The sequence below is a fragment of the Chitinophaga varians genome, from assembly GCF_012641275.1.
Lineage (GTDB): Bacteria > Bacteroidota > Bacteroidia > Chitinophagales > Chitinophagaceae > Chitinophaga > Chitinophaga varians_A.
The window spans coordinates 793,981-814,860 of record NZ_JABAIA010000002.1 but is presented as its reverse complement, the minus strand read 5'-3'; the positions used below and the strand labels follow the sequence as shown (position 1 = coordinate 814,860).

The 20,880-nt window shown below is 48.5% G+C and carries 21 protein-coding genes and 3 tRNA genes; 11 read left to right on the top strand and 13 right to left on the bottom strand.

Annotated elements, in window-relative coordinates:
- Nucleotides 1-2: 2 nt before the first annotated feature.
- Nucleotides 3-638 (bottom strand): RNA polymerase sigma-70 factor, encoded by a 636-nt coding sequence (locus HGH92_RS17980; protein WP_247654969.1) that lies wholly within the window; start codon nt 636-638, stop codon nt 3-5.
- A gap of 269 nt (nt 639-907) precedes the next feature.
- On the opposite strand from HGH92_RS17980, the gene HGH92_RS17975 reads away from it, so the two are divergent.
- Nucleotides 908-1,405 carry an OmpH family outer membrane protein gene (locus HGH92_RS17975; protein WP_168872143.1) on the top strand — a complete coding sequence of 166 codons (498 nt, stop codon included), beginning with the start codon at nt 908-910 and terminating at the stop codon, nt 1,403-1,405.
- Between the two features lie 166 nt (nt 1,406-1,571).
- Here the strand turns inward: HGH92_RS17975 and HGH92_RS17970 are convergent, their stop codons facing one another.
- Nucleotides 1,572-1,865 carry a GNAT family N-acetyltransferase gene (locus tag HGH92_RS17970; RefSeq protein WP_168872142.1) on the bottom strand — a complete coding sequence of 98 codons (294 nt, stop codon included), beginning with the start codon at nt 1,863-1,865 and terminating at the stop codon, nt 1,572-1,574.
- A gap of 183 nt (nt 1,866-2,048) precedes the next feature.
- Nucleotides 2,049-2,921, bottom strand: a complete 873-nt coding sequence (locus tag HGH92_RS17965) for an SMP-30/gluconolactonase/LRE family protein (RefSeq protein ID WP_168872141.1) — start codon at nt 2,919-2,921, stop codon at nt 2,049-2,051.
- A gap of 56 nt (nt 2,922-2,977) precedes the next feature.
- Between HGH92_RS17965 and HGH92_RS17960 the strand changes: the two genes are divergently transcribed.
- Both HGH92_RS17960 and HGH92_RS17955 read left to right on the top strand, forming a co-directional pair.
- The gene (locus tag HGH92_RS17960; RefSeq protein ID WP_168872140.1) at nt 2,978-3,946 is read left to right on the top strand and encodes a DUF2157 domain-containing protein; all 969 of its coding nucleotides are present in this window, start codon (nt 2,978-2,980) and stop codon (nt 3,944-3,946) included.
- Nucleotides 3,943-5,109 (top strand): hypothetical protein, encoded by a 1,167-nt coding sequence (locus tag HGH92_RS17955; protein ID WP_168872139.1) that lies wholly within the window; start codon nt 3,943-3,945, stop codon nt 5,107-5,109. The genes HGH92_RS17960 and HGH92_RS17955 overlap by 4 nt, the downstream gene beginning before the upstream one ends.
- A 117-nt stretch (nt 5,110-5,226) precedes the next feature.
- Here the strand turns inward: HGH92_RS17955 and HGH92_RS17950 are convergent.
- The 5 genes from HGH92_RS17950 to HGH92_RS17930 all read right to left on the bottom strand — a co-directional run bounded on the left by HGH92_RS17950 (nt 5,227) and on the right by HGH92_RS17930 (nt 8,471).
- Nucleotides 5,227-5,299: transfer RNA gene (locus HGH92_RS17950), tRNA-Gly, on the bottom strand.
- Between the two features lie 53 nt (nt 5,300-5,352).
- A tRNA-Gly gene (locus HGH92_RS17945) sits at nt 5,353-5,428 on the bottom strand.
- A gap of 226 nt (nt 5,429-5,654) precedes the next feature.
- Nucleotides 5,655-6,881: a PepSY-associated TM helix domain-containing protein gene (locus tag HGH92_RS17940; RefSeq protein WP_247654968.1), complete on the bottom strand. Its 1,227-nt coding sequence runs from the start codon at nt 6,879-6,881 to the stop codon at nt 5,655-5,657.
- Nucleotides 6,882-7,151: 270 nt separating this feature from the next.
- Complete coding sequence (locus HGH92_RS17935; protein ID WP_168872138.1) at nt 7,152-7,352, bottom strand: hypothetical protein; 201 nt, start codon at nt 7,350-7,352, stop codon at nt 7,152-7,154.
- Nucleotides 7,353-7,451: 99 nt separating this feature from the next.
- Nucleotides 7,452-8,471 (bottom strand): glycosyltransferase family 2 protein, encoded by a 1,020-nt coding sequence (locus HGH92_RS17930; RefSeq protein ID WP_168872137.1) that lies wholly within the window; start codon nt 8,469-8,471, stop codon nt 7,452-7,454.
- 118 nt (nt 8,472-8,589) lie between these two features.
- Between HGH92_RS17930 and HGH92_RS17925 the strand changes: the two genes are divergently transcribed.
- The 7 genes from HGH92_RS17925 (at nt 8,590) to HGH92_RS17895 (ending at nt 14,259) form a co-directional block, all read left to right on the top strand.
- Nucleotides 8,590-9,738 carry a sensor histidine kinase gene (locus HGH92_RS17925; protein ID WP_168872136.1) on the top strand — a complete coding sequence of 383 codons (1,149 nt, stop codon included), beginning with the start codon at nt 8,590-8,592 and terminating at the stop codon, nt 9,736-9,738.
- Between the two features lie 107 nt (nt 9,739-9,845).
- Nucleotides 9,846-9,932: transfer RNA gene (locus HGH92_RS17920), tRNA-Leu, on the top strand.
- A gap of 194 nt (nt 9,933-10,126) precedes the next feature.
- Entirely contained in the window at nt 10,127-10,462 is a 336-nt protein-coding gene (locus tag HGH92_RS17915; protein WP_168872135.1) for a hypothetical protein, read from the top strand.
- A gap of 353 nt (nt 10,463-10,815) precedes the next feature.
- Complete coding sequence (locus tag HGH92_RS17910; protein ID WP_247654967.1) at nt 10,816-12,069, top strand: DUF2130 domain-containing protein; 1,254 nt, start codon at nt 10,816-10,818, stop codon at nt 12,067-12,069.
- 32 nt (nt 12,070-12,101) lie between these two features.
- On the top strand, nt 12,102-12,731 hold the full coding sequence (locus tag HGH92_RS17905; protein WP_168872133.1) for an HAD family hydrolase: 630 nt from the start codon (nt 12,102-12,104) through the stop codon (nt 12,729-12,731).
- Between the two features lie 232 nt (nt 12,732-12,963).
- Nucleotides 12,964-13,605 (top strand): DUF4136 domain-containing protein, encoded by a 642-nt coding sequence (locus HGH92_RS17900; RefSeq protein WP_247654966.1) that lies wholly within the window; start codon nt 12,964-12,966, stop codon nt 13,603-13,605.
- 33 nt (nt 13,606-13,638) lie between these two features.
- A complete protein-coding gene (locus HGH92_RS17895) occupies nt 13,639-14,259 on the top strand; it encodes an outer membrane beta-barrel protein (RefSeq protein ID WP_168872132.1) in 621 nt (206 codons plus the stop codon).
- 79 nt (nt 14,260-14,338) lie between these two features.
- Here the strand turns inward: HGH92_RS17895 and HGH92_RS17890 are convergent, their stop codons facing one another.
- The 3 genes from HGH92_RS17890 to HGH92_RS17880 all read right to left on the bottom strand — a co-directional run bounded on the left by HGH92_RS17890 (nt 14,339) and on the right by HGH92_RS17880 (nt 17,822).
- On the bottom strand, nt 14,339-15,358 hold the full coding sequence (locus tag HGH92_RS17890; protein ID WP_168872131.1) for an FAD:protein FMN transferase: 1,020 nt from the start codon (nt 15,356-15,358) through the stop codon (nt 14,339-14,341).
- Nucleotides 15,359-15,428: 70 nt separating this feature from the next.
- Nucleotides 15,429-16,607, bottom strand: coding sequence for an MFS transporter (locus tag HGH92_RS17885; RefSeq protein ID WP_168872130.1), 1,179 nt, complete (start codon nt 16,605-16,607; stop codon nt 15,429-15,431).
- Between the two features lie 36 nt (nt 16,608-16,643).
- The gene (locus HGH92_RS17880; RefSeq protein WP_168872129.1) at nt 16,644-17,822 is read right to left on the bottom strand and encodes an acyl-CoA dehydrogenase family protein; all 1,179 of its coding nucleotides are present in this window, start codon (nt 17,820-17,822) and stop codon (nt 16,644-16,646) included.
- 190 nt (nt 17,823-18,012) lie between these two features.
- Between HGH92_RS17880 and HGH92_RS17875 the strand changes: the two genes are divergently transcribed.
- Nucleotides 18,013-18,444 carry a YciI family protein gene (locus HGH92_RS17875; RefSeq protein ID WP_168872128.1) on the top strand — a complete coding sequence of 144 codons (432 nt, stop codon included), beginning with the start codon at nt 18,013-18,015 and terminating at the stop codon, nt 18,442-18,444.
- Between the two features lie 85 nt (nt 18,445-18,529).
- On the opposite strand, the gene pyrF is transcribed toward HGH92_RS17875, so the two are convergent.
- A complete protein-coding gene (pyrF, locus tag HGH92_RS17870; RefSeq protein ID WP_168872127.1) occupies nt 18,530-19,351 on the bottom strand; it encodes an orotidine-5'-phosphate decarboxylase in 822 nt (273 codons plus the stop codon).
- A 304-nt stretch (nt 19,352-19,655) separates the two neighbouring features.
- Nucleotides 19,656-20,753, bottom strand: a complete 1,098-nt coding sequence (locus tag HGH92_RS17865; RefSeq protein WP_168872126.1) for an Mrp/NBP35 family ATP-binding protein — start codon at nt 20,751-20,753, stop codon at nt 19,656-19,658.
- Nucleotides 20,754-20,880 lie beyond the last annotated feature (127 nt).

Sequence of the window (20,880 nt, the reverse complement as noted above, 5' to 3'; positions counted from 1 at the left end):
GTTTAAAGATGGAGCAATATTAACAACAGGGGAAGGAAATCCACCAGGTTGAGCCGCAACAGCTTCAAGGCTTTGCCCATCTGGTTCTCGACTGTTTTTATCGAGATATCGAGTTTATCAGCGATCTCCTGGTATTTTAATTCTTCGAAGCGGCTCAACTGGAATACAGTCCTGCATTTTTCCGGCAGGTCGCGTAGCGCTTTGTCCAGTTTTTCTTCCAGTTCCCGCATGGTCACTTTGCCGGAAGTATTGCCGGTATCCCTGTTATTGCTCATTTGATATTGGGTATGTGCCTGATGCGTAGCTTTTACTTTCTGATGGCGCAGATAATTGATGCTCTCATGATATACTGCCCTGTACAGGTAACCGGAGATGGTTTGTTTGATCTTAATATCTCCTGATTTCTCCCATAGTTTGCAGAATACGTTCTGCACCATTTCCTCCGCCATTATTTCATCTTTCAATATGGTGCAGGCATAGGCGTGCAAGCCTTTAAAATGGGTTTTAAATGCCTGTTCAAAAGTTAATACGTCTTCTTTTTCCAGTAACGAAGTATCACCTGGATGTTGCAACTCCATGCGTAGGTTTTGATAACTATAGTCAAAGATAAGTCCTTCTGCCAATTGAAATGCTTTCATAGACGACACCCATGTTGGCTGTTACCCCTACGGGGAAACAAAAAAATTCACATAAAAGTGCCTGGCAGCAGCATCGCAAAAGTGCGGAAAAATACATTAACATTAATATTAAATTGTTAACAACGGGATATCAGCCCGCAAAAAAACACCCATCCAAGAGAGAGCGGTATCCGGTTAAATTATCAAGAGAAATGGCCTCATAAGCCCACACAACGACAATTTAACATTCTCTTATATATCTATTCCATAATATTGCTGAAAACTATATCATGAAATATTTTTGCGCTGTCACTTTGATGCTGCTGATGAGCACTGCAGCATTTTCGCAAAAGACTGCCTATATCAATTTCCAGCAACTGATTGCTGCTATGCCCGAGACTAAACAGGCGACTGACACACTGCAAAAATATCAGCAGGAGCTGGCGAAAGACGGACAATACCTCGTTGCGGAATATACGCGCAAACTGCAGGAATATGACAGTCTTGGCACCAAATGGAGCCAGCAGGTGAAAGAGTCGAAAGAAAAAGAATTACAGGACGCGCAGGCAAGCATCCAGGATTACCGCCAGCGGATGGAAGAGAAATTACAGCTCAAAGACCAACAGCTGTTAGTACCAATCATGGACAAAGCAAAAAAAGCGCTGAAAGCGGTTGCTGCTGAAAAAGGCTACACGCTGGTAATTGACAATTCCAAGGATGAAGTATTGATAGGCGCAGACGCCGACGATCTGATGACACCGGTGAAAGCCAAGCTGGGACTGAAATAGCCAATTTTCAAACCCTTAAAATTAAAACGGGCTGATTTATTTATTGGGTTCGTTGTAGCCATTTGAAGATACTCCTCTCCAACCGCCATTCGGAAAAAGTAACTTTTCCTGCAACAGCCCAATAAATAAACAGCCCGTTTAATTTAATAACCTTTACATCTCGGTATTAGATGTGGAGCCCATGCGCCAGCAGTGTTTTCCATTTAGGATTGCTGCGCACGTATTCTGCTACTTTCTTGCTGGAAGGGACCATCCGGATATTCTGTGCAGAAATTTCCTCCATCACTTTGCCCAGCATCATCGGCAGTACGCCTTGTTTTTCCAGTGTCGGAGGCACTTCTGCGCCTGTCAGGAAAATGCGGCTACCATTTCTCTCATAAATAACCTTTGCCATCTGTCCGGCGATATGCGCCTCAAACTGTCTGGCTTCTTTGTTGTCGATAATTTTGAAATCCTTCATGACTGTTCATTAGTTTATACACTTCAATGTTTCAGTAGCGTACTAAAGGGAAGTATTTATAAAGGGAAGTTGGATAAGATAGTGCTGCGAATGGTATTAAAATACCCTAAAAATGCCTGTTCATCCTTACAAATGTACGAAAAAAATACGATACTCCCGTGAAACATTTACATCTATGTTAAACTAATATTTAAAATGACTGACAGGCAGGCCTTTAAAAGGCAGCTTGGCGTGAAACACGTTTCCACTCATAGGATAGGCTTCAATCTGTTTGGGAGTCATATGCTCCCTCGCCGTCGTGATCAGCATTTCCTGCATGTCCGGCCCGCCAAAAACACAGCAGGACACATGCGGGGCAGGCACCTCTATTTTGCCCAATAGCTCCCCGTTGACCGGGTTCCAGCGGTATACGCCGCCACCGCCCCACTGGGCGATCCACAACATCCCTTCGCTGTCTATCGTCATCCCGTCGGGCGATCCCAGTTCCGCCGGAATGACCACGGCATTACGCAGGAAACGGATTTCCCCGGAGTTTACATCATAAGCAAACTCCTGTACCTTGTTGGTGACCGTATCATTAAAGTACATCCGGTCGCCATGCCATACCAGCCCATTGGAAATACTGACCTGCGGGATTTTGATTACCGGCGGGCGGTTATGGTCCAGGCAATACAAAGCGCCGTTGCCCTGCTGGTTGATCAGGTGCATGGTGCCTATCCACAGGCGGCCGGCGGGGTCGCACTTGCCATCATTGCAACGGAGGCTGGGGTTGCCGTCCAGAACGGCCAGCGTACGCCCTACGCCCTGCTCCGGTGAAAAACGCGCCACACGGCCATGAAGCCCCAGCAACAACTCATTACTGCCCTGCACCGGCACCATCATGCTCACGTACTCGCCTATATGATATTGGGTACGATGGCCTTTACTATCCATGATATAAAGAGAATGGCCCAGAATATCCACCCAGCACCATGCCGAACGTTCCGGCCACCAGAAAGCGCCTTCGCCCAATTCAAAAGGGCCGGCAGAAAATAATGTTGACTGATAAAGTTCCATAACCCCAAAATAGCAAAGAAATTATAAAATGTGCCTGTAATTCGTAATTTCACCCAATGAACATTGATACTTTCTCCAAACTCCAAAAAGAAGGATTGATCAGTGACGAGGAAATGCAACGTGTTACCCACACCGAAACCACCCGCCTTTTCTCCCTTCACTGGGAAATCAAAACAGCCCTGTACCTCGGCGTATTGCTGCTGAGCGGCGGCCTCGGCATCCTGGTTTACAAAAACATTGACACCATCGGCCACCAGGTTATTCTTCTTTTCATCGCTTTGCTATGCATCGGCTGTTACGCCTACTGCTTCAGGCATCGCCCTCCTTTCTCCCGCGAAAAAACGGAATCGCCCAATGCATTCTACGATTATGCGTTACTGTTAGGCAGCCTTACTTTCGTCACATTTATCGGATACCTGCAATACCAGTATACCGCTTTTGGTACGGCCTACGGCCTCGCCACCTTTATTCCCATGGTGGTATTATTTGCTACAGCCTACTACTTCGACCATCTGGGCATCCTGTCTATGGCCATCACCAACCTGGCCGCCTGGGCGGGTATCGCCATTACGCCATTCCAGGTGCTGTCGCAAAATGACTTCAGCAACCATTCGCTGATATATACCGGCGCAGTGCTGGGCGCAGCGCTGGTGGGCATGGCGGAACTATCGGAAAAACGTGATTTCAAAAAACACTTTGCCTTTAGCTATCGCAATTTCGGCGTGCATATCTTCTTCATCGCCACCATTGCCGGCATGTGCATTTTTGAAAAATGGTATTTTCTGTGGTTCCTGCTGGCGGCAGCAGGCGTATACCTCACCTGGTACCGCGCGTTCCGCGACCACTCTTTTTATTTCATACTGCTGGCGGTGCTGTACGGCTACATTGCCTTTACGATCCTCCTGACACGCACGGTGTTCCATCAACTGGGCGATATCTACGGAGGCTTCCTCTATGTGATAGCATCTTCAGTAGCGATCATCTTCTTCCTGGTTAACCTCAGCAAAAAAATCAAACAACAATGATTGCCTGGCCTACTACTACCCTCGATAATTTCGATATACAAAACGAGGCAGCCAAAGCACACCGGCAGGGCTGCATCAGCACCGAAACGCTGGAAGCTGTACGTGCCGCACACCCGGCTAAACTGTACACGCCCCACCCGATTACCCGTGTCGGCTTGTTCATCCTCACTACCATCGTGGCAACTTTCACCGCTGGTTTTCTCGTACTGCTGTCTATCACCAGCGAATCGATGTCCGTTTTCCGGGTGATGCTGGTCATAGCCTCCCTCCTGTGTATAGGAGCGTTGGAATTTGCGATCAGCCAGAAAGGCTCCTATCGGTCAGGGATAAACGAAGCGCTGTTGTGGAGCGCTGTCGGGCTGCTCTGCACCGGCATATTCCTCGAATCCCATAATACTTCTGAGAAGACCGTCGCCCTGGTGGTTTTCGGGCTTACCGTGCTGGGCACATTGCGCTACGCGGACATGGTTTCTTCTGCTGTAGCTTACCTGTCTTTCCTGCTGCTCATTTTCTGGCAGGCCCTGTATATTCCGTACGGCTTACAGGCATTGCCCTTTCTGCTTATGGCCTTGTCGCTGGCGGTTTACCTGATCGCTACCAAAATGGAAAAACGCCCGGCCCTCCGCCATTATGCCGATTGCCTCACACTACTGCGGGTACTATCGCTGATAACACTTTATATGGCGGGCAACTATTATGTAGTAAGGGAAACGACCAACTCCATGTTTATGCTGGAACTTAAGCCCGGCCAGGGTATCCCGGGCGGATGGATTTTCTGGATACTCACCGTTGTTATTCCGCCGCTGTATATATTCCTGGGCGTCAGGAAAAAAGATGCGGTGCTGCTGCGTACCGGCATTATTTTAATCGCTATGATCGTCTTTACCATCCGTTATTACCACAGCGTAATGCCATTGGAAACAGCTATGGTCATTGGCGGACTGGTGCTAACCGGTGGCGCCTGGGCATTGATCAGGTACCTGCATACGCCTAAAAACGGGTTTACCTATGCAGCTTCTGATGAACCTGGCATGGCAGACCGGCTGAAAGTGGAATCGCTGATCATCGCGCAGACGTTCACGCCGGGAGCACGGCCCGCAGACACCGGTACCAATTTCGGTGGCGGTTCAGGCGGTGGCGGCGGCGCCAGCGGTGATTTCTAAAAAACAAATGAAACTATGGATAAACGGCGCATCGGCAACGGTGCGCTTTTTTTATGGAGAATACCTAAAAGCACAGGACATAAAAAAAGCCTGACCATATTCATGATCAGGCTTTAGAGCGGAAGACCGGGCTCGAACCGGCCACCCCGACCTTGGCAAGGTCGTGCTCTACCAAATGAGCTACTTCCGCAATTTTGACTAAGAACTTTTTTTGACGGATGATGCTGTTAAAGCATTCCGGCTTGGAGCGGAAGACCGGGCTCGAACCGGCCACCCCGACCTTGGCAAGGTCGTGCTCTACCAAATGAGCTACTTCCGCAGGTGTTTTAAAACATAAAACTTTTAAGAACTTCCCGACTGTCGGCGCTTTCGGCGTGTTTGTTTTGCCGTGTGGCGTTTTCGTTGGGATTGCAAAGATAGGAAACGGACTGAAAACACAAAATATTTTTTCAAAGTTTTTAAAAAAATAGTTGCACACAATTGTAAATCATCTCCTAAAAACCAATACCATAGCCCATTTCAGAGAAACAAAAATTATTACAATTTTATACCGTATTCAATCGTGCAAGCGGTTTTACTGCTTTCTTTTTTGATTTTTTCTGTTTGCCCCACCACACATAGAAGCCTGTCACCGGCAGCGACGCACAGATAAAACTGATCACAAAGGCAATAATTTTCCCGGGTAGTCCGCCAATAGCACCCACATGAATATCATAATTCATCGCGATCAGTTTCTCCCCACGGTTCTTCTTTTTGTATTCGCTGTGCCCTACCATTTTACCTGTGTACTGATCAAACTGGTACTCGTCACTGCCAAAATAAATATCCTTTCCGCGGTAACCGCCAACAGTGTGCACTCCTTCCGGATACGCGGCCGGATATACGAAAACACGGGTGGCATCTTTTAACAGGGGCTGAGCGGTGGCAAAAGCGATATCCAGCGGATTGCCGGCGGCGGTAGCCGTGGCCGGGCCGGAAGCGACCTGTTTCACGGCCGGCGGCGTAGTAGTGCCCGCAGCAGCCACGTAAACGGCCTTTTCGAACCAGGTAAAGGCCCATACCATCCCCGTAAGGGCCAGTACCAGCGCTATGATGAGGCTGTAAAAACCAAGCACATTATGCAGGTCGTAATTGACCCGTTTGAAACCGGCTTTCCATTTAATCCTGAAGCTCTGGTCGCGGGCGGCCTTGGTCCAGCGTTTCGGCCACCACATCACCAGCCCGGTAATCAGCAAAATAACAAAGATGACCGTGCTCCAGCCCACTATCGGTTGACCGTAGCGGGTATTCAGCAGCAGGCTCCAGTGTATCATCTTCACAATGGGGAAGAAACTGTATTTGTAATTGATACGGCCGTTAATAGCGCCGGTGTAAGGATTTACCAGCACTGATTCATAATATTCCACACAGCCGAAATAGGTAAATGCCGTATCGTTGGCTTTATAGGCCATGAATTCCCAGGCACGGTCCGGCAAGCGCCAGGTGGTCACAGAAAGGATAGGTTTGTCACCCAGCGCCTGCTGCGCACGCGTCCGCAGCTCGCTCAGTGGCAGGACCTGTTCCTGCGGCGTCACAAACATCTCCTTATGGTAAATCATTTCATTGATCTCCCGCTGGAAAACAAACAGACAACCGGTGACGGCGATGATCAGCACAATAATGCCGGAGGCCAGCCCCAGCCACAGGTGCAGTTTATCGACGACCAGTCTTGCCACAGATTTTTTACCAGGTTTGCGCGCTTCTTTCTTTTTCCGTTGGACCATTGTTATCATAAAGCCATGCGGGGATTATCCGACGCTACAAAATTCCCCGCTTATCGGTTAACAGGCTACTCGCATCGGGAATATAATTTACGCGAAAGGGAAAAGCATCAAACGACAAGACCCAGATAAAATCAGGCAAAATCGTCAAAAACCACCAAAAACAGGGGCAAAATCAGAAAATTCCGGAAAATCAGGAGGGCTGAAAAAGAAAAACCTCCCGGCAAAACCGGGAGGCTGGATAATTATGTTTGGCAGTAAATAAGCGATCGCCTATGTTACTTATTTATATTTTGGATTATACAAGGAACTTTCCTGAACAGTCACATCAGGTTTGCCCTGGTATTTGTGTTTATACAGATTGTAGCAACCTCCCAGCATAAATGCCACTAAACAAAACAGACCCACATAATAAAAGAAACGGGAGCGGGAAACCCTGTCGCGGGTGATGTCATTCTTATTTTCTACGGTATTGTGTTCCATATTCAGTTTATTTCCGGTGCAAACCTAACAAATATTTTGGATTTATTTATTTAGTTATCGGGATATTTTAGCAAGAAAAACGGGCATATTCCCTGATTGTCATATCAGGTCCCTGAACTTCTTCCTCCGGAGGAAATAGTAGCGCCAGATCATAATTCCGTGGAAAACGCCCTTCATCTTCATCAGCTTCACTTCCGGCAGTTCGTATTTGTTGACATATGTTTTCCGCCAGCGGTAATAGTCGCGGTATGCGCGATAAATAGCCACCATGTCCTTTGGCTTGCCGGACACCAGGCTTTTAACACCAGCGAGAATATCCAGGAAAAAACGCTGGAACAGCACAATCCAACGGTCTTCACTATGCAGGTTTTTCCACAACATCATGAGGTTGTTGCGGAAATTAAGATAAAGCTTGCGTGGATTGCCTTGTGGCAAACTGCCGCCCCCTACGTGGAACACTTTGGAATCAGGGCAGTAACAAACGCGGTACCCGGCCCTTTGCAGGCGCCAGCAGAGGTCCACCTCTTCCATATGAGCAAAAAAATCGCGGTCAAAACCACCTACCTCCCGGAAACAGGCAGACCGGATAAAGAGCGCAGCGCCCGTAGCCCAGAAAATGTCCTGCGCATCATCATACTGGCCCTCGTCTTTTTCCGTGGTGTAGAGGATACGGCCACGACAGAAAGTATAGCCCAGCACGTCCATCCACCCACCGGCAGCGCCGGCATACTCAAACTCGTCCGGCTGGTGGTAAGCCCGCATCTTAGGCTGACAGGCAGCTATACGGGGATCGGACTCCATCAGCGCCACCACCGGCTCTATCCATCCCGGCTCCACCTCCACGTCCTGGTTCAGCAACACATAAATATCGGCCTCCACATGTGCCAGCGCTTCATTATAACCACCCGCAAAACCATCGTTGGAAGGATTACGGATAATCCGTACCGACGGGTAATGCGCTTCCACAAACGCCACACTGTCATCAGTAGAAGCGTTATCGGCCAGCACCAGCTGTAAATTACCATAAGTAGAGCGGCACACAGACGGCAGAAACTTCTCCAGGAAAGCCTTTCCGTTCCAATTTAATATAACGACAGCAACCGACGGCAATATGTGCAAATGATATTACGTTTATGCGTGAATAATAAAATAAAGAGATGCAAATATGCAACAAAGGATTCTAATATTTGCTAATCGTCCCGAATCATCAAAGCGGAATAAGGCTTAAATTAGTTATATGTTTAGACAATACATCGGGTGGAAGTTCGTACTGGCCTCCATAGCAGTGCTCATTATCGTGACCACGATATGGTTCGTCAGCAACCTGACAAAAAAAATACAGGATGAAGAACGGAAAAAGGTCGCCACCTGGGTAGAGGCCAACCGGGAACTGCTCAAATCAGCCCCCGACGCCAACCTTAACCTGGCCACGGAAATAGTGACCACCAACACCACCATCCCGCTTATCCTGACCGATGAACAAGGACATATCCTTGACAGCCGCAACATCGACTCCATGCGCATTGCACAAAACCCTGCCTACCTGCAGGAACAGCTGCTGATATTCAAAAAACAACATCCGCCCTTTATTATGGAGGTGGATGCCCGGCATAAACTATACAACTTCATCTATTACGGCGACTCCCTGATCCTGAAACAAATACGCTATTACCCCTACATACAGCTGGGCGTGGTCACGCTCTTCATTGCCCTCGTGCTCTTTGCCCTCTCCAGCACCAACCGCGCCACCCAAAACCAGGTATGGGTAGGCCTCGCCAAAGAAACCGCCCATCAGCTGGGCACCCCCCTTTCCTCCATGGAAGCCTGGCTGGAAATACTCCGCGAGAACGAAGCCAATACCATGATGGTGACAGAACTCGCCAAAGATGTGGACCGCCTTAAACTCATCACCGACCGCTTCTCCAAAATAGGCAGCGTGCCTAAACTGGAAGAACGCAACGTACTGGAACAGATAGAAAGCATGACCGCCTATATCCGGAAAAGAGCCCCGCAGAAAGTACGCTTCACCGTTCATTCCACCGAAAAGGAATTGCCCGTGATGATCTCCCCGCCGCTGTTTGACTGGGTGGTGGAAAACCTGCTAAAAAATGCGCTTGACGCCATGGAAGGCAGCGGCCGTATAGATATCAGTATCGAAAACCACCCCACCTTCGTGACCATCGATATCGCCGATACCGGCAAAGGCATTCCCAAAATGCATTTTGAAAAAGTATTCAAGCCCGGCTTCAGCACCAAAAAAAGAGGATGGGGCTTAGGGCTGTCTCTGGCTAAAAGAATCATCGAAGAGTATCACAAAGGGAGGCTTTTTGTAAAATCTTCAGAAATAAACAAAGGCACTACTTTCCGCATCCTGCTTAGGAAGTAGCCGGTTTTACCCCCGCCGGGAAAGACACATTTTTGAGAAAAAGCATAAATAAATTTGCTTATTTCTAAAAAGCCATTATTTTTGCAGCCCATTCTACCAGAAAAGATGCGAAGGTGGCGAAATTGGTAGACGCGCTACTTTGAGGTGGTAGTGCCTGAAAGGGCTTGGGAGTTCGAATCTCCTCCTTCGCACCAAACAAAAAATCCCTGCTCGGTGAGCGGGGATTTTTTGTTTTTGACAGCAGCGCTCACCTTTGCAGCAGTTGGCCATCACCGTAACAATTTTCCATTTGTTTTCCTGGCATGCCCATAAATACACCTGGTCCGCATCAGCTAACTGACAGCCAGACGCGCGGCCGCAGCTTAACTTTACAAAAAAAACAACCCATATGAAAAAGCTGCTCTTTTTAACCACTCTGTCCCTCTTTTTGGGACTTATTCCTTTTTCCACTGCACAGGATGCAAAAGCCACGGCCTATGTCAGGAAAGCCACCCAGGAGATCTGGTTCAATATCACCTACAGCTACAACGGACAATGGGTTAGCCGCGGACACATCACCATTCTGAGTTCCACCAGCGGAAGTCAGACCTATACTTTCTTCGCAGGAGGAATTGTCTTACAGGCAAACATTGGAGATTATTATTCTATTGTTTCAGATGACCTGTCACCTGCAAGTGGAGGCGGAATCATAACAGACACCAACATGAATGTCACAGTATCATAATCCAGGCCTCCAGGCATAAACGGCTGAATACCATTTTTTTAAAAACGATGTTCAGTCGTTTATCCACCCTTTCGCCGGCACCTCATTTCTTAACAATTCCATCATGATTTCTTAACGCCCAGCTAATAATAAAGAAGGAACTTAGCAATAGCCCCAGACAGGAAATTTAACTATCTTATTGAAAAACCTTATTGCTATTGTTTGTGCCGTTTATCCAGACCGGAAGGAAGTCATGTTCCTTCCTTTTTTTATTCGTACCCGCCAAACCTTTCTAAACCCTATCTTTACGTAATTTTTGTACTGAAATTATGGGAACATCTATTACCTGTCCCAATTGCAGACACCAGTTTGTCATGGAGGATGCATTTGCTGCAGACATCGAGAAGGAAATGAGGGGGAAAATGGAATCTGAATGGCGCAAGCGCCTCGATTCCCTGCAGGCCGAAAAGACCAGCCTGCAAACAGAAAAAAACCGCATGGCGCAGGAGCGCCAGCAGATAGAGATACTCCGGCAGCAGCAGGAACAGGAAGTTATCCAACGCGTACAATCGGAAAAAAAGCGCTTACAGGAAAGCCTGGCTGAAGAGCTGCGCAAATCCATCACTGCAGATTTCGACAACCAGCTGGCCACCCTCCGTGAAGCCAACCAGGAACAGGAAGCCCGGCTGCGTGAAGCCCGCAAACAGGAACTGGAATTCCTCCGGAAAGAACAGGAACTGAAAAATAAAGAAACGGAACTGGAGCTGGACCTGCAGAAAAGGCTGATGGAAGCCCGTGGCGAACTGGCGGAGAAAATACGCACGGAAGAAGCAGAACGCAATAAACTGAAAGATACCGAATACCAGATGCGCATGCGCGAACTGGAAAAACAACTGGAAGACCAGCGTAAACTGGCGGAAGAAATGAAACGCCGCGCAGAACAGGGCTCCACCCAATTGCAGGGCGAAGTGCAGGAACTGGTGCTGGAGGAAATGCTCCGCAGCACCTTCCCGTTTGACGAGGTCACACCGGTAGGCAAAGGGGTGCGTGGCGCCGACTGTGTGCAACTGATACGCAACTCCTTCGGTCAGGAATGCGGCCGCATTATCTACGAAAGCAAAAGGACCAAAGAATTTGCACGTGATTGGGTAGAGAAACTGAAAGCCGATATGCGCAGCCAGGGCATAGACGTGGCCATCCTCGTTACCCAGACCATGCCCCGCGATATGGAACGCTTCGGCGAAAAAGAAGGTATCTGGATCTGTACTTTCGCAGAAGTGAAATCACTCGCCTATGTGCTGCGGGACAGTATCATCAAAATCGCCGGGAGTATCCGCACACAGGAAAACAAAGGAGATAAAATGCATATGCTGTACGGCTACCTCACCAGCACAGAATTTGCTGAGCAATGGAAGGCTATCCGGGAGGGTTTCATGGCCATGAAGCTCTCCATCCAACGCGAGCGCGATGCCATGGAAAAACTATGGAAAGCCCGCGAAAAACAGCTGGAAAAAGTACTACTCAACGCTGCTCATATCAAAGGTTCCATCGAAGGTATCGCCGGCAGCGACTCCGTAGATCTCAAACTACTGGAAGACGCTGCTGATGAAATATCAGACAACCTTTAAACTCAATCGCTTTCTAATTGTCTCATTAACCTATGAAAAGCCAAACGAAGAACGTGTACGACACAATTATTTTTGATCTGGGATCAGTACTGATCGACTGGAATCCCCGTTACCTCTACCGCAAAATATTTGCGACAGAAGCAGAAATGGACAGTTTTCTGCAGAACATCTGCACATCCGACTGGAATGAAGAACAGGACGCCGGCAGAAGCCTGCAGGAAGCTACCGAAATGCTGGTGGCCAGCCATCCGGCACATGAAGCCCAGATACGCGCCTACTACGGCCGCTGGAAGGAAATGCTCAACGGAGAAATCCCGGGATCTGTACAACTGCTCCGCCAACTGAAAGACAGCGGTAAATACAAATTATATGCACTCACCAACTGGTCCAACGAAACATTCCCCCTCGCCCTGGTGGAATTCCCCTTCCTGCAATGGTTTGACGGTATCGTGGTGTCCGGCCGCGAAAAACAACGCAAACCCTCTCCCTCTTTTTATCAGTTACTGCTCAACCGTTATCAGGTAGATGCAGATCACGCGCTGTTTATCGATGACAATCTCCGCAATGTAAAAGCGGCGGAAGCACAAGGTATCGACAGCGTCCATTTCGTTCATCCGGAGCAGTTAAAAGATGCATTAGTTTCCAAAAACATATTAAATTAGTCATCTTTGTTAAAAGCTCATTTTGTTAACCCAATTTTCATTTTAAGATTCCCTTAACAATTAACGACTAAACTTCCTGTAACATCTTTCTATCCAAAGCGTTGAATAATAGGAATAAACGGAAACTTCCCTGCAGCCGCGTGCCAGCCGGCGTTATATGTTAACATTTGACACGCATTCCGCTGTTAACCTTTACGGAAGAGACCTATCATAAAAATTAATACGCGAGGATATGAAAAGAACAATGTATTTACTAAGTGCTGTTGCCGCTCTAGTGGCAATGATTTCCATCAGCAGCTGCCGTAAAGACCCCTTGAAAGACATGACAGACGAGGAGTCCAGGATTTATATCACCAACCACGACAGTACCGTTGATTTTACTTCCTATTCTACTTTCAGCATCGTTGACTCCGTGGCCGTGCTGAGCAGAAACAGTGATTCTGCCAAAAAAGCACTGACCACCTACGACCAGCAACTGATTGCTTCCGTAACGGCAGCCATGAAACAGAGAGGTTACACACTGGTGGACAAATCCGCCAAACCTGATCTGGGCATTAACCTTACCCGTATCGACAACTCCTATACAAGCATCGGTTGGAATCCAGGCTGGTGGGGCGGCCCGGGCTACTGGGACGCAGGCTGGTGGGGTTATCCCGGCGGTGGCTGGTACTGGCCTTCTTACTACACCGTGTACCAGGTAAACGAAAGACAGACAGCCATCGATCTCTTCGATCTGAAAAACGCCAAAAACGACAAGTTCAACGTTATCTGGAATGCGCTGTGGCGTGGCTCAGGCGTGTGGAACACCAGCAACGTAGACCCGATGGTACAGGCTTCCTTTGCACAATCAGCTTACCTGAGCAAAAGCAAATAAAGTCCATTCCGAAAATTTTAAATTGATAGAGAGATGAAAAAGATAAAAAACTGGCTGCTGATTTTTGCGGGATGTATCGCTGCACAGGCTGTGTCTGCGCAAAGCCGTCCGCCTTTGTCCATAGACCTCAACTATTCCATTGCCCAACCTTTTGGTTCTGTAAAGGACTATGCCAATAAAACCAGCTTCCGTGGCTGGTCCGCCGGCCTGTCCTATATGCTGAACGACCGCCTGTCTGTGGGCGTTCGCAGCGGATTCCAGGATTTCTACGAGAGACTGCCCCGCGCGGTATATCCAGATAAACAAGGAGACGTATCTGCGGTACAGTCCCGCACCTTGCAGGTAATACCGTTGCAAGCCACTGTGGGCTATGCCTTCACGCCTGCCACCAGCACAGTTATTCCTTATGGTGTGCTCGGTATTGGCGCGGCTAATATGAACTATGAAAAATACTGGGGCGAGTTTGTAGACAAGAAAAACAGCTGGCAGTTCATGGTCAGCCCGGAAGTAGGCATCAACGTGCCTTTCGGCCGCTACTCACCGGTCATGTTCAACGCCAATGTACGGTACAACTATGCGCCGTACAAGTTCAACGAGATCACCAGCTTTAATAGCATTCAGGGAAATATTGGTATTAAAGTACACATACACTAAAACTTTTTTTATCCATATTCATGAAAGAGAAATAGTGAGAATGTGCCCCGCTTCGTTTATACGGAGCGGGGTTTTTATTTTATGGCACAAAAAAGTACCGGCTGAAACCTTTGCTGTAAGCCTCTTTGATGCTGCCATCCGCAGCCTTGTAGATGTACAGCGCTTCCAGTCCGTACGCCGGATGTTGTGCTATAAATTTCAATCCTTTTTCCACTCCCATTAATATCAGGGGATTATCAAATGCATCTGCGGTAAAACAATCTTTCGCTATCACGGTCACGCTGATGATGTGATTGTGCAAGGCCACGCCCGTCACCGGATCAATGGTATGCGCAAAACGGGTACGCCCCTGGTCAAAAAAACGGCGATAGTTGCCGCTGGTGGCAATACCTTTATCCTTCAGTTCCACCATGGCCTGTATCGGTTCATACGTGGTGTCGCCGGGCGATGGCCGCTCAACGCCAATACGCCAGCTTTTACCCTGCTGGTTCACGCCTTTGGCACACAGCTCCCCTCCTACGTCCACGAGATAATTTTGAATGCCCTGCTGCTCCAGGAACCTCCCCAGCACATCTACCGTATATCCCTGCGCAATACCATTACAATCTATCTGTACACCTTTTTTTGTTGTAGTGAGATGATCACCTTTTACGGATAAATAACGGTAACCCACATACGATAATGCCTTTTTGATGCTGTCTGCCGGCGGTACACCTTTGAAAGAAGGTTTGGTCACACCGAACCCCCAGAGATATACCAGCGGTTTCACCGTAATGTCAAAAATGCCGTTGGTCGCTTTACTGGCATAGATAGCTTTATCCACTACGTTCCGCATATGCTCGTCCATTTTCACATCGCCGGAGGCGTTGAATTGGTTGATGAGGGAACCGGGCCTGTACAACGACAGCGACTGGTCAATCACCGCAAACACTGAATCAATACGGCCCTGCAGCGACGTCGTGTCCGGAGCCAGGTATTTCACGATGTAATAGGTGCCCTGCGCCTTTCCTTCACAAGCCACCAGTTTCAGCGGTCGCTCCTGCGCCTGTATTGCAGCCACAGTACACACGCTCATCAAAAGCAATAAAATCATCTTCATAAAAAAACAGATAACATGGATAACGGGCAGGTAAGATAATATTTTGTGGCGGGGTTTTCCTTCGGAACTATTATACAGCAGTATCCGGCGCAGGAACAAAAAACAACAGATAAACTACTACCATGAAGGCCATGCCGGCCGTTGCCAGGAAAGCGGCCACCGCTCCAAACTGGAACCATATCCAACCGGTGAGGGAACTTGCCGCCATAGTGCAAATACTCTGAAAACCGGTAAAAGTACCGATAGCCGTGGCCGTATCGGCTTTGCTCGTGATATTGCTGATCCAGGCTTTAGAAATTCCTTCCGTAGCTGCAGCATACAATCCGTATAGTAAAAACAAGCTGCCGTACCAATACCAGTTTCCGGTAATGCTCATTCCCGCATATACCAGCACAAACAACACCAGCCCTGCTATAAATATTTTTTTCAGGCCGATACGGTCTGCCAGTATGCCCAGCGGGAAAGCCGCCAATGCATATACGAGATTGTAAAAAATATAAATGCCAATAGTGGCGGTATCACCCAGACCGGCCTGTTTTATCCGCAACAGCAAAAAGACATCGGAGCTATTGCTTAAGGTAAATATCAGCAAACCCACTACCAGTTTGCGGTATATGGCAGGACTTTCTTTCCAGTAACCTAAAAAAGCAAAAAAACGGACAGGCTCGGTTTTCTCTTTGGGAGTAGCAGAACGTTCTTTGAGGTATAACGAAAAAACGATGGCCAGTAACCCGGGAATAAAAGCCAACAGGAACATATTGCGGTAACGGCCTGGGTAATAATAGAGGAACAACAGCGCCAGCGAAGGCCCCAACACCGCGCCCAGTGTGTCCATGGAACGGTGAAAGCCAAACACACGGCCTTTGGTAGCGGTGGTTGCCTCATCAGACAACAATGCATCCCTGGCGCCTGTGCGGATGCCTTTTCCCAGTCTGTCAACAGCCCGGGCGAAAAATATCCAGAGCGGGTAAACAAAGACCGCCATCATTGGTTTGGAGACGGCACTCAGACCATACCCCAGGCGAATAAACGGCGTACGCCTGCCGGTATGGTCTGATAACTTTCCGAAATATCCTTTACTTAAACCGGCAGTGGCCTCCGCGATGCCTTCCAGCACACCGATCAACAATACGGAAAAGCCGATGCTTTGCAGGTATATCGGCATAACGGGATAAAGCATCTCACTGGCAATGTCCGTTACCAGGCTAATACAGGATAATATCCAGACAGTGCGTGTCAGGTAAGTCATATTGCCTCCAGTTTACCTGCTCATAAAAACATGCCGTTATTTAAACGCGTCAAAGCCGGTAACATCCATACCTGTGATCAGCAGGTGGATCTCATGCGTTCCTTCATAGGTAAGCACGCTTTCCAGGTTCATCATATGCCGCATAACAGGGAATTCACCGGTGATGCCCATGCCACCTAAAATAGAGCGGGCATCGCGGGCTATTTTGGTAGCCACTTCACAGGAGTTGCGCTTGGCCATGGAAATCTGTGCCGGCGTGGCTTTTCCTTCATTCTTCAAGACCCCGAGGCGCCAGTTGAGGAGCTGCGCTTTAGTGATCTCCGTCACCATTTCAGCGAGTTTCTTTTGTGTAAGCTGGAAACCACCGATAGGGCGGCCGAACTGGTTACGTTCCTTTGAATAACGCAGGGCGGTGTCGTAGCAGTCCATCGCGGCGCCGATCACGCCCCATGCAATACCATAGCGGGCAGAAGAAAGGCAGCTGAGCGGCCCTTTCAGTCCTTTTACCAGTGGCAGAATATTTTCTTTGGGCACTCTCACGTTATCGAACACCAGTTCACCGGTAGCGCTGGCGCGCAGGCTCCATTTACCTTTCGTTTCCGGTGTGGTAAAACCTTCCATGCCACGTTCCACAATGAGGCCGCGGATAACGCCTTCGGGGTCTTTAGCCCATACCACCGCTATTTGTGCAAATGGCGCGTTGGATATCCACATTTTAGCGCCGTTGAGGATCACGTGGTCGCCGTCTTCGCGGTAGTTGGTGATCATGCCTGCCGGATTGGAACCGTGGTCTGGCTCGGTGAGGCCAAAGCAGCCCATCCATTCGCCTGAGGCCAGTTTGGGCAGGTATTTCTTTTTCTGTGCTTCACTGCCGAAAGTAAAAATGGGGTACATTACCAGCGAGCCCTGCACCGAAGCTGTGGAGCGGATGCCGCTGTCACCCCGTTCCAGCTCCTGCATCATCAGTCCATAGGCAATATGGTCCATGCCGCCACCGCCGTATTCCTGCGGGATAGTAGGGCCAAAACAGCCAAGTTCGCCAAGCCCTTTTAAAATCTGCGAAGGGAATTCGGCACGCTGGCAATAATCTTCAATAATGGGCGAAACCTCTTTCTTTACCCACTGCCTTACTGTATCGCGGATTAACAGGTGTTCTTCTGTCAACAAACCATCTACAGCATAATAATCCGGTGACTGGAATAAATCTTTAGACATCTGTTCATGTTTAATAACCCAATATAACCAATTACGACTTACGAACGGCGGGTGGCGCGCCGCCTATAACGGTAACGGCTAATGGCGGGCCTCGCTAACACATTAGGAATCAATCATTCATCATCATTTCTTAATTTAATTCTAATTCACAATTCGTCATTGATTGTCTACCTTCGGTGAAAATACCCGTATGGCAAGCAAAGTTATTCCTGCAATTTTTCTGCTGGGATTTCTGGTTATCGTGATAGTATCTTTTCATCCCGCTACTTTGCAATCACCATCTGTCCATGAAGCCAGGAAAGAGACAAGCGTCAACCCGAACATGAAACGTTACTGGATGGTCTTTTTGAAGAACGGCCCACACCGCGATCAGCCGGCAGTAGCAGCCGCCGGTATTCAGTCCGCCCACCTGCAGCATATACAACAACTGGCGCAGACCGGCAAATTGCTGGTAGCAGGCCCTTTTGATAATGATGGCGATATGAAGGGAATATTTATACTGGATTGCAGGGACAGTCTGGAAGCGGAGCAGCTGGTGAAGGAAGATCCGGCGGTACGTGCGGGGAGGTTGCGTTTTGAGGTGCTTCCGTGGTGGACAGAGAAGAACTGTGTATTCAAATAACTGCCTGAGTGGCGGTTAACTTTCAGCCTTATGGAAAAAATTTTCACAGCAGGCCAAAAGCTAACGCCAACGGCTATTGTCAGTATCAGAGGCTGACAGTTGTCTGATTGAGGTAAGTGGCCATTTCCTGCTGGTATTGCAGGGCGGCATTACGGGCATCGGTGGCAAAGTCTTCACCGTTGCCGGCATAGATAATACCACGGCTCACGTTGACGAGCAGGCCGCAGTCTTTGTTCATGGCCTGTGTGGATATTTCCTGCAGGCTGCCTCCCTGGGCGCCTACGCCCGGCACCAGGAAAAAGTTGTCTGGTGCCATTTTACGGATATAGCCCAGTTGAGCGGATTGGGTAGCGCCCACCACAAACATCAGGTTGTCCGGGGTGCCCCACTCCATCGCTGTTTTTATCACTTTTTCAAACAGCAGCTCATCTCCCGCCTGTTGCAGCTGGAAGTCCTGGCTGCCTTCATTGGAAGTAAGCCCGAGGAGAATGGTCCATTTCTCCGGGAACTGGAGGAATGGCAATACGCTGTCTTTCCCCATATAAGGAGCTACCGTAACGGAATCAAACTTATACGTATCAAAAAAAGTTTTGGCGTATTGGGTGGAAGTATTGCCGATATCGCCGCGTTTAGCATCGGCGATGGTAAAGATACCGGAAGGGATATATTCTACCGTACGCTGCAGGCTTTCCCATCCGCGGATGCCCATACATTCGTAAAAGGCCGTATTGATTTTATACGCCACGCAAAGGTCTTTGGTGGCGTCAATAATTGCCTTGTTAAAGGCAAACACCGGATCTGCGTGAGACAGCAGGTGTTTTGGAATCTTTTGCATGTCTGTATCCAATCCTACGCACAGATAAGATTGTTTTTCCTTAATAAGATTCACCAATTCCTGTCGATTCATAGTCGGTTTATTTGGGGCGCAAAGTTAAGTAAAACTTAAGCATTGCAGCAGTTTAAACATATTATGATTACCTCTAAAATATTTTACTGTGTGGTAGTTGTTGTGGTCGTTATGCTTTACCGACAATCATTTCGGAGGAAGATTCAACTAAAGATAAGGAAAAAAAGAATGAAGATTTTCCAAAAAAAACAGCGAAAATGCCGTGGCGACACCACTTCATTTTCGCTGTCAGGTATGACATCTAATTATTTGATTATTTAATCCTTAAAATAATTAAATAATCAAATATCTAAATGAACAAGTATTATACGATCACATCCACAATTTTGGTGGGTGCAATATTAGCGTTACGCATGGCTATGCTTCTGGCAGCGGCGCCGGCCACGTCCAGGAAGGCTTTGCGGGTAATTTTATCATCGCTGGCCATAGCGGGCTGACCGCTGTCGCCGCCTTCGCGGATGCTTTGTACCAGCGGGATCTGGCCCAGGAATGGTATTTCCAGGTCTTCCGCCAGTTTTTTGCCACCTTCTTTTCCGAAGATATAGTATTTGTTCTCCGGCAGCTCTGCCGGTGTGAAATAGGCCATATTTTCCACCAGTCCCAGGATAGGCACATTAATCTGCTGGCCGTTGAACATGGCGATGCCTTTCTGTACATCTACCAGTGCCACGTCCTGCGGGGTGGTCACCATCACCGCGCCGGTTACCGGTACGGTTTGTACCAGCGTCAGGTGGATATCACCGGTACCGGGAGGCATATCGATCACCAGATAGTCCAGCTCGCCCCAGTATACATCGGTGAGGAACTGGCGGAGGGCGCTGCTGGCCATCGGGCCACGCCAAACCACGGCCTGTCTTTCATCGATCAGCAGGCCGATAGACATCACTTTAATGCCAAATTTCTCTATCGGCTGGATCATGCCTTTACCTTCCACCTCTACCATCATCGGTCTTTCGCCACGGAGGCCAAACATAATGGGAACGGACGGTCCGTAGATATCAGCGTCCATCAGGCCCACACGGGCGCCATCACGGCCCAGTGCCAGCGCCAGATTGGCCGCCACGGTAGATTTGCCCACGCCACCTTTACCGGAAGCCACGACAATAATATTTTTAACGCCGGCCAGTACACCTTTACCTTCCGTACGGCGCGAGCTCACATTGGCCGTCATCACCACTTCCACTTCCGCGTCCTTGCTCACCATCATATGAATGGCATTGACACATGCGTTCCTGATAAGATCCTTCAACGGGCAGGCCGGTGTTGTCAGCACTACCGTAAACTTCACCTTATTGCCGTTTATCTCTATATCTTTTACCATGTTCAACGTCACCAGATCCTTTCCCAGATCGGGTTCTTCGACGTTGCTCAGGGCCTGTAAAATCTGCTCTTTCGTCATCATAAATTGTTGTTAAAATTCGATTCCTGCCTGCAAAGTTAACCCAATTGGAAGTTAATTTACAAACTCTTCTTCGCGTTCATCCGTCGCAGGGAGACAAGTAAATTAAATTTCTATATCTTAGGGCCGG

Bases quoted from the DNA above. Each gene is read 5' to 3' on its own strand.
- HGH92_RS17980 (WP_247654969.1), bottom strand. From the start codon at position 638: ATGAAAGCATTTCAATTGGCAGAAGGACTTATCTTTGACTATAGTTAT.
- HGH92_RS17975 (WP_168872143.1), top strand. From the start codon at position 908: ATGAAATATTTTTGCGCTGTCACTTTGATGCTGCTGATGAGCACTGCA.
- HGH92_RS17970 (WP_168872142.1), bottom strand. From the start codon at position 1,865: ATGAAGGATTTCAAAATTATCGACAACAAAGAAGCCAGACAGTTTGAG.
- HGH92_RS17965 (WP_168872141.1), bottom strand. From the start codon at position 2,921: ATGGAACTTTATCAGTCAACATTATTTTCTGCCGGCCCTTTTGAATTG.
- HGH92_RS17960 (WP_168872140.1), top strand. From the start codon at position 2,978: ATGAACATTGATACTTTCTCCAAACTCCAAAAAGAAGGATTGATCAGT.
- HGH92_RS17955 (WP_168872139.1), top strand. From the start codon at position 3,943: ATGATTGCCTGGCCTACTACTACCCTCGATAATTTCGATATACAAAAC.
- HGH92_RS17940 (WP_247654968.1), bottom strand. From the start codon at position 6,881: ATGATAACAATGGTCCAACGGAAAAAGAAAGAAGCGCGCAAACCTGGT.
- HGH92_RS17935 (WP_168872138.1), bottom strand. From the start codon at position 7,352: ATGGAACACAATACCGTAGAAAATAAGAATGACATCACCCGCGACAGG.
- HGH92_RS17925 (WP_168872136.1), top strand. From the start codon at position 8,590: ATGTTTAGACAATACATCGGGTGGAAGTTCGTACTGGCCTCCATAGCA.
- HGH92_RS17915 (WP_168872135.1), top strand. From the start codon at position 10,127: ATGAAAAAGCTGCTCTTTTTAACCACTCTGTCCCTCTTTTTGGGACTT.
- HGH92_RS17910 (WP_247654967.1), top strand. From the start codon at position 10,816: ATGGAGGATGCATTTGCTGCAGACATCGAGAAGGAAATGAGGGGGAAA.
- HGH92_RS17905 (WP_168872133.1), top strand. From the start codon at position 12,102: ATGAAAAGCCAAACGAAGAACGTGTACGACACAATTATTTTTGATCTG.
- HGH92_RS17900 (WP_247654966.1), top strand. From the start codon at position 12,964: ATGAAAAGAACAATGTATTTACTAAGTGCTGTTGCCGCTCTAGTGGCA.
- HGH92_RS17895 (WP_168872132.1), top strand. From the start codon at position 13,639: ATGAAAAAGATAAAAAACTGGCTGCTGATTTTTGCGGGATGTATCGCT.
- HGH92_RS17890 (WP_168872131.1), bottom strand. From the start codon at position 15,358: ATGAAGATGATTTTATTGCTTTTGATGAGCGTGTGTACTGTGGCTGCA.
- HGH92_RS17885 (WP_168872130.1), bottom strand. From the start codon at position 16,607: ATGACTTACCTGACACGCACTGTCTGGATATTATCCTGTATTAGCCTG.
- HGH92_RS17880 (WP_168872129.1), bottom strand. From the start codon at position 17,822: ATGTCTAAAGATTTATTCCAGTCACCGGATTATTATGCTGTAGATGGT.
- HGH92_RS17875 (WP_168872128.1), top strand. From the start codon at position 18,013: ATGGCAAGCAAAGTTATTCCTGCAATTTTTCTGCTGGGATTTCTGGTT.
- pyrF (WP_168872127.1), bottom strand. From the start codon at position 19,351: ATGAATCGACAGGAATTGGTGAATCTTATTAAGGAAAAACAATCTTAT.
- HGH92_RS17865 (WP_168872126.1), bottom strand. From the start codon at position 20,753: ATGATGACGAAAGAGCAGATTTTACAGGCCCTGAGCAACGTCGAAGAA.